The 9,898-nt window shown below is 75.0% G+C and carries 9 protein-coding genes and 1 riboswitch; of the genes, 5 read left to right on the top strand and 4 right to left on the bottom strand.

The window, feature by feature from the left end; all coding sequences use genetic code 11:
• Window positions 1-562: 562 nt before the first annotated feature.
• From AB0L40_RS07965 to AB0L40_RS07955, 3 genes are all read left to right on the top strand, one after another.
• Window positions 563-1,999 carry a cation diffusion facilitator family transporter gene (locus tag AB0L40_RS07965; protein WP_364351783.1) on the top strand — a complete coding sequence of 479 codons (1,437 nt, stop codon included), beginning with the start codon at window positions 563-565 and terminating at the stop codon, window positions 1,997-1,999.
• A gap of 770 nt (window positions 2,000-2,769) precedes the next feature.
• Window positions 2,770-2,961, top strand: a complete 192-nt coding sequence (locus tag AB0L40_RS07960) for a hypothetical protein (RefSeq protein WP_364351780.1) — start codon at window positions 2,770-2,772, stop codon at window positions 2,959-2,961.
• 51 nt (window positions 2,962-3,012) lie between these two features.
• Window positions 3,013-3,288 carry a plastocyanin/azurin family copper-binding protein gene (locus AB0L40_RS07955; protein WP_364351777.1) on the top strand — a complete coding sequence of 92 codons (276 nt, stop codon included), beginning with the start codon at window positions 3,013-3,015 and terminating at the stop codon, window positions 3,286-3,288.
• Here the strand turns inward: AB0L40_RS07955 and AB0L40_RS07950 are convergent.
• The 3 genes from AB0L40_RS07950 to AB0L40_RS07940 form a co-directional block, all read right to left on the bottom strand.
• Window positions 3,275-4,081, bottom strand: a complete 807-nt coding sequence (locus AB0L40_RS07950; RefSeq protein ID WP_364351774.1) for an SDR family oxidoreductase — start codon at window positions 4,079-4,081, stop codon at window positions 3,275-3,277. The genes AB0L40_RS07955 and AB0L40_RS07950 overlap by 14 nt on opposite strands.
• A 109-nt stretch (window positions 4,082-4,190) precedes the next feature.
• Window positions 4,191-5,279, bottom strand: a complete 1,089-nt coding sequence (locus tag AB0L40_RS07945) for an alkene reductase (protein WP_364351771.1) — start codon at window positions 5,277-5,279, stop codon at window positions 4,191-4,193.
• 150 nt (window positions 5,280-5,429) lie between these two features.
• Window positions 5,430-6,005: a helix-turn-helix domain-containing protein gene (locus AB0L40_RS07940; RefSeq protein WP_364351768.1), complete on the bottom strand. Its 576-nt coding sequence runs from the start codon at window positions 6,003-6,005 to the stop codon at window positions 5,430-5,432.
• Between the two features lie 142 nt (window positions 6,006-6,147).
• Here AB0L40_RS07940 and AB0L40_RS07935 point away from each other — a divergent pair, with 142 nt between their 5' ends.
• Together AB0L40_RS07935 and AB0L40_RS07930 are read left to right on the top strand one after the other, a co-directional pair.
• Window positions 6,148-7,689: an MFS transporter gene (locus AB0L40_RS07935; RefSeq protein ID WP_364351765.1), complete on the top strand. Its 1,542-nt coding sequence runs from the start codon at window positions 6,148-6,150 to the stop codon at window positions 7,687-7,689.
• A gap of 82 nt (window positions 7,690-7,771) precedes the next feature.
• A riboswitch (SAM riboswitch) is annotated at window positions 7,772-7,895 on the top strand.
• A gap of 41 nt (window positions 7,896-7,936) precedes the next feature.
• Window positions 7,937-9,319 (top strand): aminotransferase class V-fold PLP-dependent enzyme, encoded by a 1,383-nt coding sequence (locus AB0L40_RS07930; RefSeq protein WP_364351762.1) that lies wholly within the window; start codon window positions 7,937-7,939, stop codon window positions 9,317-9,319.
• Here the strand turns inward: AB0L40_RS07930 and AB0L40_RS07925 are convergent.
• Window positions 9,316-9,771 (bottom strand): hypothetical protein, encoded by a 456-nt coding sequence (locus AB0L40_RS07925; protein WP_364351759.1) that lies wholly within the window; start codon window positions 9,769-9,771, stop codon window positions 9,316-9,318. The genes AB0L40_RS07930 and AB0L40_RS07925 overlap by 4 nt on opposite strands.
• Window positions 9,772-9,898: the final 127 nt, after the last annotated feature.

The raw sequence follows: 9,898 nt of genomic DNA, 5'->3' as shown, positions 1-9,898 counted from the left end.
GCAGGTCGCCCAGGTGCTCAAGCCGGGCCAGTGGATCAAGCTGATCGACCGCATCGCCGGCATCGACAACCCGACCGTGCTGGAGACCCCGTCCACCCGGTCGTCGGTCGTCCACCCGCCGGACCGTACCCCGGCCGCCACGGGACCGCCAGCGCCCCGTGGACCGGGTGGCGGTGGGCCGGGTGGCGGGGCGGCACGGGCGTCACTCGTCGGCGCGGGGGCGGGGCCGGTCTGGAGGCCGGACGGCCCGTTCCGGCTCGAGTTCGCCCCGGTATGCGCGGACAACTCGGTCCGAAGCGCGGCGGCCGCACCGGCCCGCGTGCGCCGGAACGGTGGGGGCGAACCCGGACCGGAGCCGGGACCTACACCGTGCTCCTTCGCGTGGACGCCCCGTGGAACCCGACGAGGACATCGATCCACGCGACGGACCTGCGGTGCGCGTGGCCCGCCCGAGCCTCGACTTCAGTCGCCACCCACCCGTTTTGTGGGTCGCCCACAGCCCGTCGATGTGGCGCACCGCAGGGTCCACGGGCGGGTTCGGTGCGCCTATCCTGGTCGCCCGATGGCCCCCGTGACCACCACCGAGGACGCCCGCCGGTCGGCCGCGGACCAGGCCTCCGACGCCCGCGACGCGCTGCTGCAGCGGCGGACCGCGCTGTGGTCGCTCGCGGCCGCAATGGTCCTCGTCGTCCTGAAGCTCGGCACGGGCCTGATCACCGGCAGCCTCGCGCTCGTGTCCGCCGGCATCGAGTCGTCCGGCGACGTCATCGCCGCGTTCCTGACGCTCGTCGCGATCCGGATGGCGATGCAGCCCGCCGACCGCGACCACAACTACGGGCACCGGCGCGCGGAGAACATCGCGGCGCTGGGCGAGGCGGCGATCGTCTTCGTCGGCGGCGTGATCATCGCGTTCGAGGCGGTGCGGCAGCTGATCCAGGGCGGGAACCACGTCGACGCCTCCTGGTACGTCTTCGTCGTGATCGCGCTGGCGCTGGCGATCGACGTCAGCCGCATCGTGATCTCGCTGCGGGCGGCCAAGCGGTGGGGCAGCGCGGCGTTCCGCTCCAACGCGTTCAACTTCGCCGGCGACATGGCGGGCTCGATCGCCGTGCTGCTCGGGCTGGCGCTCGTCGCCGCGGGCTTCGAGCAGGGCGACGCGCTCGCCGCGCTCCTGGTCGCGTGCGTCATCTTCGCGGCGGTCACGCGGCTGGCGTTCGAGAACGTCCGCGCGCTCATGGACTTCGCGCCCGCGGCGTCCCGCGACGCGATCGAGGCCGCCATCGCCCAGGCCGCCCCCGACGCCGAGGTCCGGCGCCTGCGCCTGCGCGAGGTCGGCGGCCAGGTCTTCGCCGACGTCACGCTCGGCGTGGCGCCCGCCACGACGGTCGCCGCCGACCACGAGACCGCCGACCGCGTCGAGGCTGCGATCCGCGCGGTCGTGCCGTCGTCCGACGTCGTCGTCCACGCCGAGCCGCGGATGGCCGGCGCCGACCTGCGCGAGCAGGTGCTGGCCACCGCGCTGACGGACCGCGACGTCCGCGACGCCCACGACATCGCGATCTACACGGACCGCGGGGACGCGATCGTCGCGCTGCACCTGAAGCTCGACGCGGAGAGCTCGCTGCGCGACGCCCACGACGCGGCCGAGCGCGTGGAGGCCGCGATCGCCGCGCTGCGCCCCGGCGTCCGCGCGGTCCACACGCACCTCGAGCCGCTCGAGGGTCCGGTCGCCCTGCGCCCCGACGCCGTCCACGCGGACGAGGTCGACGACCTGCACGCCACCGTCCGCCGGCTGCTCGGCGCCGAGCCGCTGGAGTGCGACCTGCGCGAGACCGACGTCGGCCCGGTGCTGTTCCTGACCGTGGCGACGGACGCGGCGGCGGGCCTCCTGGCCGCCCACGACCTGGCCAGCGACCTGGAGCGCGACCTGCGGATCGCGCACCCGCGCCTGGCGGACGTCGTCGTCCACACGGAGCCCGGGGCACCGGCCGCGGGCTGACGGCGGCGGCGCCTGGAGCGACGGATCGCCCGCCCCGGCCGATGCGCAGCGGGGCGGCGCGATCCGCCGCGGCCGAAAGAACGCCCGTGCCGGGGGACGGACGCGGAGCACCGGCTGGACCTGCCGCGACCGACGGCCCCACCCGCCCGGGGGAAGAACGCGGAGGGGCGGCGGGGCAGGAGCACGCGGACGTCGCGGCCGCGGGCGCCGCCGAAGGCGGGGAGCCTTCGGCGGCGCCGGCGTGCGGGGACGGGACAACACGTAACGGGTACGCATCCTTAACAACGGGCGGGCCTCCCGGTTTGTGACGAGAATTCGCAAACTCGCCCGGGGCGCGTCCCGCGGCCGGGGTCCGGGAGGGGAACGGGCCATCGTCGGCCGTGGGGACGATCGCGGTCCGTCGTCCGGCGGGCCGCCCAGAACGGTCGCGAGGCCATCGTCTGCCGGCCCCCGAGAACGGCCGCGCCGCCCTCTCCCGACGGGCCGCCGGACGGCTCCAACCCGCGTCCGGCCCCGCCGCGGGGATCCGGTGGGGGAATGGGTAGCGGCTCCCCGGCACCGGGATCGGTGAACGCCGGTCCGGGATCGTGTCCCCTGGATCGTTCGAGTGGACGGGCCGTTCCGCGACAGGGCGGCCCGTCGCCGAGCGGGCGCGCCGGAGCCCGTTTGGCGCCCTCGCGGGTGCGGTGTGGCGCCGCGCCGCCCACGGCGTGGGACTTCCGTCGCACGCGCCGGGACCGGGGGCCGCGGGGGCGGGGGAGCTTCGGCGCATGTCCGCCTCCCGCACCGCCTCGCTGTCCGCCGTCCTGATCACCGCCGCCCTGACCGTCGCGGGCTGCGGGAGCGACGACTCCGACCCTACGACCTCGACGGCGGCCACCGCCGCCTCGACCGCCGCGACGACGACCGCGGACACCGCGTCGACCGTCGCGCCCTCGTCGTCCGGTGCGGTCGCGGTGTAGGGCGGCAGGATCACGATCGACGCGTCGGAGTTCGACTTCGCGCCCAAGGCGATGACGGCGAAGGCCGGCAAGCTGACGATCACGATGCGCAACGTCGGCAAGGTCGAGCACGAGCTGGTCCTGCTGAAGACGACCACGAAGGTCGACGGACTGAAGGTCACCGGCGGACGGGTGAGCGAGGACGACTCGGTCGGCGAGGTCTCCGAGACGGAGTGCGGCGCCTCGAAGTCGCACGCCTTCACGCTGAAGCCCGGCACGTACGTCTACGTCTGCGACATCCCGGGTCACGACATGCAGGGCATGCGCGGCACGCTCACGGTGCAGTAGCGGCGGACTGCACGCGGCGCATCCCGGCGATCCAGCGGTCGTGATCGGCCGCCCGCCGCTGCGCGAAGGTCGCGACCTCGGGGTGGGGGAGGAGCAGGAAGCGCTCCTCTCGCAGCCCGTCGACGACGACCCCGGCGACCTCGTCCGGGGACAGCACCGCGCCCGCGCCGCGCACCGCGGCGGTCGCGGCCGACGGCGCCCCGTCCGCGCCGGCGAACCCGCCGTCCAGGAGCGGCGTGTCGACCCCCATCGGGCAGAGGCACGACACGCGCAGCCCGCGGTCGCCGTAGGTCACCGCGAGCCACTCCGCGAACGCGACGGCCGCGTGCTTGGACACCGCGTAGGGTGCCGAGCCCACCTGCGTCAGCAGCCCGGCGGCGGACGCGGTCGAGAGGAAGTACCCGCGTCCGCGGGCCAGCCAGCCGGGGACGAGCAGCCGCGCGGCGGTGACGTGCGCGCGGACGTTGACGCCGAGCGCGAGGTCCCAGACCGCGTCGTCGCTCTGCTCGTCCTCGCCGACCGCCACCCCGGCGTTGGCGCAGAAGAGGTCGACCGGGCCGAACGCGTCCTCCGTCGCGGCGATCAGGGCGGCGACCGCGTCACCGTCGGTCACGTCGCAGGCCACGCCGAGCGCGCGGTCGCCCCACGGCGCGGCGACCGCCCGCACCGCCCCGGCGTCGAGGTCGGCGACGGCCACCCCGCGGGCGCCGTCGCGGAGGAACCGATCCGCCAGTGCCCGGCCGATGCCGGACGCGCCCCCGGTGACGACGACGACCTGCCCGGCGATCTCCATGGGGCGATCGTAGGCGGGCGCGGGTCCGGCCGGGGCGGGACGGGGCCGGGCTCCGCCGGTCGGCCGAGCGGGGCAGGGCGACGGCGCGCCCCGCTCGGCCGTCCTCGGATCAGCCCTGTGCCACCTGCGCCAGCGTCGGGTAGTCGGTGTAGCCCTTCGGGCCGCGCGAGTAGAAGGTGTCCTCGTCCGGCGTGTTCAGCTCGGCGCCGGTGCGCAGGCGCTCGGGCAGGTCGGGGTTGGCGAGGAAGTCCCGGCCGACCGCGATCAGGTCGAGCGTGCCGTCGCCGATCAGCTCGTCGGCGCGCGCGTAGTCGTACGCCTCGCCGAAGCCGTGGTTGCCGATCAGCGTGCCGCTCCAGCGCTCGCGGGCGAAGCGGGTCTTCGGCAGCGCGTCGTCCGGGGCGGGCTCCAGCACGTGCAGGTAGGCGAGGCCGATCTCCCCGAGCCCGGCGATCAGCAGATCGTAGGTCTCCTCCCAGCCCGCGTCCTGCATGTCGTTGAACGGGTGCTCGGGCGAGATCCGGATGCCGACCCGCTCGGTGCCGATCGCGTCGGCGGTGGCGCGGGCGACCTCGAGGACGAAGCGGACGCGGCCGGCGGCGTCGGAGCCGTAGCCGTCGGTCCGCAGGTTCGTGTTCGTGCCCAGGAACTGGTGCAGCAGGTAGCCGTTGGCGGCGTGCAGCTCGACGCCGTCGCCGCCCGCGGCCACGACGCGCTCGGCGGCCTGGACGTAGTCGTGCTTGACGCCCTCGAGCTCGGCGGTCTCGAGCTCGCGCGGCTCGACGAACGGGACCATGCCTTCGGGCGTCCAGACCTCGCCGTCGGCCAGGACGGGCGACGGCGCGACCGGCGTGACGCCGTCGGTGTAGTGCGGGTGCGCGACGCGGCCGCAGTGCATGAGCTGGACCCAGAGCCGGCCGCCGGCGTCGTGGACGCGGTCGGCGACGTGCTTCCAGCCCGCCTGCTGGGCGTCGGTGTGGACGCCGGCGATGTCGAGGTAGCCGTGCCCGACCGCGGCCGGGGACGAGCCCTCGGAGATCGTGATGGCGGCGGTCGCGCGCTGGGCGTAGTACTCGGCGTTGATCTCGGCCGGCACGGTGCCGACGGCGCGGTTGCGGGTCAGCGGGGCCAGGGCGATGCGGTGGGGCAGCTCCAGGCCGGGGGCGGAGTAGGGCGCGAAGAGGTGCTCGTAGGGCATGCGGGGGCCTTCAGGAGGGGAGGGCGGACCCTGGTCCGCTACCCGCCGAGGCGCCCGCCGAACTCGTTGTGTGCGCAATCGACCGCCGAGGCGCGGGCCTTGGCGACACCCGCGTCCGGCGCCGGCCGGGGTCCGGCGTCTCGGCGACCCTCAGCCCCGCGCGCTCGGCCGCAGCCCGTCGAGCGCGAGGTCGAGGATCCGCGCGTGCTGCTCCGGATCGGCGGTGCGGACGGCGGCGATGCCGACGACCATCCGCGCGACGTCGAGGAAGACGGCGTCGTCGCGGACGACGCCGGCCTCCTGGGCGCGCTTCAGGAGCGGCTCGCCGGCCTCGGTGATCGCCGCGCCGCTGCGCTTGAAGACCGGGTCGTCGCGCTCGACGTAGACCGCCAGCGCGTCGCCGATCGCGCGCTTCGTCGCCGCGAAGGTCGCGAACCGGCGCAGCCAGGTGATCAGGGCGTCCCACGGGTCGAGGTCCTCGAGCCCGTCGACCCGGGACATCTCCTCGACCTCGCCGGCGTAGACGGCCTCCAGCAGGTGCTGGCGGGACGGGAAGTTGCGGTGCAGCGTCGCGCTGCCCACCCCCGCGTGACGCGCGACCTCCTCCAGCGACACCGCCGCGCCGTCCTTCGCGAACAGCTCGCGGGCGGCCGTCACGAGCTTCTCGTAGTTGCGGCGGGCGTCGGCGCGCATCGGGCGCTGGGCGGGATCGGTCGGCGTGCTCATGGCTGTGTGCGCTCCCCCACTTGTGAAGTGGGGTGGTCCTCCGTATCGTAAGTGGGGCGGCACCCCACTTCAACTGATCGCCCCGCGGCCTATCCGGGGTGTCGCCCCACTTTAGCGATCTTCGCGCCCAGAAGGACCACGTATGACCACCTCCCTCGCACCGAACACCCGTCGCGGTCGCCCCGGCGCCGCGGCGACCGGCGGCCCCGCGCCCGGCAACGGCGCCCCCGACGGCACCGCCCGGCGCGCCGGCCCCGCCGTCCTCGCCCTGATCGTCGTCTCGTACCTGATGATCATCCTCGACGCCTCCGTGGTGATCACCGCGCTGCCGGACATCGAGACGTCCCTCGGCTTCTCCCCGACGGGGCTCTCCTGGGTCCAGAACGCGTACACGCTCGCCTTCGGCGGGCTGCTCCTCCTCGGTGCCCGGGCGGGCGACCTGCTCGGCCGGCGCCGCATGTTCATCGTCGGCATCGGCCTCTTCACCGCGGCCTCGTTCGCGGGCGGCCTCGCCCAGAACGCCGGCTGGCTGCTGACCGCCCGCGCGGTCCAGGGCATGGGCGCCGCGATCGCCGCGCCGGCGACGCTGTCCCTCCTCATGGTGAGCTTCAGCGAGGGCACCGAGCGCGTGCGGGCGATGGCCGCCTACAGCGCCGCGGCCAGCGCCGGGGGCAGCCTCGGGCTCGTCCTCGGTGGCATCCTCACGACCACCGTCTCCTGGCGCTGGGGCCTCTTCATCAACGTGCCGATCGGCATCGCGATGGTCGTCCTCGCCCCGCGCTGGCTGCCCGAGACGCCCCGCCGCACCGGCGTCTTCGACCTGGCGGGCGCGATCACCTCGACGGGCGGCATGACCGCGCTGGTCTACGGCTTCGTCCGCGCGGCCGCCGACGGCTGGGGCGACACGGGCACGCTCGCCTCGTTCGCGGTCGGCGTCGTCCTCCTCGCCGCCTTCGTCCGCGCCGAGGGCCACGCGCCGCAGCCGATCACGCCGCTGCGCCTGTTCCGCGACCGCCGGCGTACCGGGGCGCTCGTCACGCGCATCTTCGTCGTCGGCGCCATGTTCTCGACGTTCTTCTTCATGACGCAGTACCTGCAGGGCGTGCTCGGGTTCACCGCGCTGAAGGCCGGCCTGGCGTTCCTGCCGATGACGTTGATCATGTTCGCGATGGTCCGGCTGGTCCCGCGGCTGGTCGCCCGCTTCGACGGCGCGCACCTCGTGATCGGCGGCCTGGCGACCGCGCTCTTCGGTCTCGCCTGGCTGAGCCGGATCGACGTCGGGACGGACTACTTCCCGCAGATCGCCCTGCCGCTCGTCCTGCTCGGCACCGGCATGGGCGTCGCCTTCGGGCCCCTGACGACGGCCGGGATCGCCGGCGTCTCCGAGGCCGACGCGGGCGCCGCCTCCGGGCTCGTCAACGTCGCGCACCAGCTGGGCGGGTCGCTCGGTCTCGGGATCATGGTCACCGTCTTCGCGGCGGCCACCCGCTCGGCGGCCGACCACCCCGTCGCCGGCGGCGCCGCGGCCGAGTCCCGCTACGAGCTCGGCCACGCGGTCGGCGTCGCGATGACCGGCGCCACGATCTCGATGGCCCTCGGGCTGCTGGTCGCGGTGCTGGTCATGCGGCGGCCGTCGGCCACGACGGTCCCGGTGATCAGCGGGGCGGCCTCGCCGGCGCGCTGACGGACGGCACGGCGGGCGTCAGGTGACGCCCGCCGAATGCTCTTGTTGCAATACCCGATGGGGTTTGGGTATATTGCGTCGCGGTCAAGAGTGCCAGCGCGAAGCCCCGGCTCGCTGGCCGGCAACCCTCCACCGCGGTGGGGTGCCCCGGGTGAACGACCAGGCCGCGCAGGCCCCTCGAGGTCCTGTGCACGCAAGCGCGGACCCCTCGGTGTCGATGTGGGTCCGGAACCCCACGGAGACCCCCATGAGCACGACCCTGAGCACCGTCCCGCACGTCCTCTGCGCCGAGGAGCCCCTGCTGCCGGTCGTCGGCGGCGACCTCCAGGTGCCGCTCCTGGACGGCAGCACGGTCCGCTTCGCGAACCTCGACTACGCCGCCACCGCCCCGGCGCTCGCGTCGGTCGCCGAGCGCGTCGCCCGGGTCCTGCCCTACAGCGGCAGCGTCCACCGCGGCGCGGGCCTCCCGTCACAGGTCTCCAGCGCGCTCTACGAGGCCGCGCGTCGCAGCATCGGCGCCGCCCTGGGCGCCCGCGCGGACGACCTCGTCGTCTTCACGCGCAACACGACGGACGCGACGAACCTGCTGGCCTCGGTGGTCCCGATCGGCTCGGGCGACGTCCTCACGCTCGATCTCGAGCACCACGCCAACCTCCTGCCCTGGCACCGCGCCGGCGACGGCCACCGCTGCGTCGCCCACGCCGACACGGTCGACGGCACCTTCGAGCGGCTCGAGGCCGAGCTCCGCCGCCGCCCCGTCGCGCTCCTGGCGCTGACCGGGGCGTCGAACGTCACGGGCGAGCTGCTGCCGATCCGCCGCGCCGTCGCCCTGGCCCACGCGCACGGCGCCCGCGTGTTCGTCGACGCCGCCCAGCTCGCGCCGCACCGCGCGATCGACCTCGCCGCGATCGGCGCCGACTACCTCGCGTTCTCCGGCCACAAGCTCTACGCCCCGTACGGCAGTGGCGTGCTCGTCGGCCGCCGCGACTGGCTCGACGCCGCCGAGCCGTACCTCGCCGGCGGTGGCGCCGTCCGCGAGGTCACGACGACCGCCGTCGAGTGGACGACCGGCCCGGCGCGGCACGAGGCCGGCACGCCGAACCTCGTCGGCGCCGTCGCCATCGCGGCCGCCTTCGAGGCCCTCGGCGCGCTGCAGCCCGAGGCCCGCGAGACCCACGAGGAGGCGCTCCGCCAGCGGGTCCTCGACGGGCTCGCCGCGATCGACGGCGTCGACGCGCTGCGGATCTGGGAGGGCGACGGCGAGGCCATCGGCGTCGTCGCGTTCGCCGTCGACGGGTACGCGCCGGGCCACGTCGGCGCGTACCTCTCCGCCGAGCACGGCATCGGCGTCCGCGACGGTCGCTTCTGCGCGCACCCGCTGCTGGCGCGCTTCGGGCGGACCGCGGGCGCGCTGCGCGCGAGCTTCGGCGTCGGCTCCCGCGCGGAGGACGCCGACCGCCTGGTCGAGGCCCTGCGCCGCCTGGTCGAGGAGGGCCCGCGGCACGCCTACTGCGACGGCCCGGCCGGCTGGGTCCCCGAGCAGGACCCGCGCGACCTCGCCGCCTGGACGGGCCTCGAGCTCGGCCTCGACACCGCGCCGGCGACGCGCTCGCCCTGCGGCAACGGCTAGTAGCGCTTCTTCAGCTTCACGGTCTTCTTGACCGTGGCCGTGTTGCCGGCCGTGTCCTTCAGCGAGACCGTCAGCGTGACCGACGTCTTCTTGCCCTTCTTGATCTTGATGAGGTTCTTGACGGCCTTGTCGCCGGCGTCCGGGATGCTCGCCTCGATGAAGCCGCCGGACTGGTTGTAGAAGTTCCGCGTGTCGATCGACTTGGCGACCACGACCGTCCGGCCCTTGACCTTGATCGTCGCCTTCGCGGTGTAGGTGACGTCTTCGCTCGGGTCGGCGCTGAACGTCAGGCCGCTGCCGATCATCGAGTCGATCGAGTTCAGCGTCGTGTTGATCTTCAGCGCGGCGCTGGGCGGTGTGGTGTCGGCGGGCGCTGGATCCTGGGCGAGGGCCGCCGCGGGGACGGCGAGTCCGGCGAGGACGGCGGCGGCGAGGAGGGGCTTCTTCGTCATACCGTCGATCCTGTCGGGCGGGACCCCCGGGCACGACCGGGGTGGGACCCGGGTGTTTTGCGCCGGCGGACCGGGACGACCGTTCGGCGCGGGCGGGCGAAGCTCCCGGGGGGTGCCGGCCGCGCGT

Origin of the sequence: Patulibacter sp. NPDC049589 (genome assembly GCF_040675535.1) — a bacterium.
GTDB lineage: Bacteria > Actinomycetota > Thermoleophilia > Solirubrobacterales > Solirubrobacteraceae > Patulibacter.
This window is presented reverse-complemented; position numbering and strand designations above follow the sequence as displayed.

Coding starts and splice junctions, on each gene's coding strand:
- AB0L40_RS07945 (WP_364351771.1), bottom strand. CDS start 5,279: ATGCCCTACGAGCACCTCTTCGCGCCCTACTCCGCCCCCGGCCTGGAG.
- AB0L40_RS07960 (WP_364351780.1), top strand. CDS start 2,770: ATGTCCGCCTCCCGCACCGCCTCGCTGTCCGCCGTCCTGATCACCGCC.
- AB0L40_RS07940 (WP_364351768.1), bottom strand. CDS start 6,005: ATGAGCACGCCGACCGATCCCGCCCAGCGCCCGATGCGCGCCGACGCC.
- AB0L40_RS07965 (WP_364351783.1), top strand. CDS start 563: ATGGCCCCCGTGACCACCACCGAGGACGCCCGCCGGTCGGCCGCGGAC.
- AB0L40_RS07925 (WP_364351759.1), bottom strand. CDS start 9,771: ATGACGAAGAAGCCCCTCCTCGCCGCCGCCGTCCTCGCCGGACTCGCC.
- AB0L40_RS07950 (WP_364351774.1), bottom strand. CDS start 4,081: ATGGAGATCGCCGGGCAGGTCGTCGTCGTCACCGGGGGCGCGTCCGGC.
- AB0L40_RS07930 (WP_364351762.1), top strand. CDS start 7,937: ATGAGCACGACCCTGAGCACCGTCCCGCACGTCCTCTGCGCCGAGGAG.
- AB0L40_RS07935 (WP_364351765.1), top strand. CDS start 6,148: ATGACCACCTCCCTCGCACCGAACACCCGTCGCGGTCGCCCCGGCGCC.
- AB0L40_RS07955 (WP_364351777.1), top strand. CDS start 3,013: ATGACGGCGAAGGCCGGCAAGCTGACGATCACGATGCGCAACGTCGGC.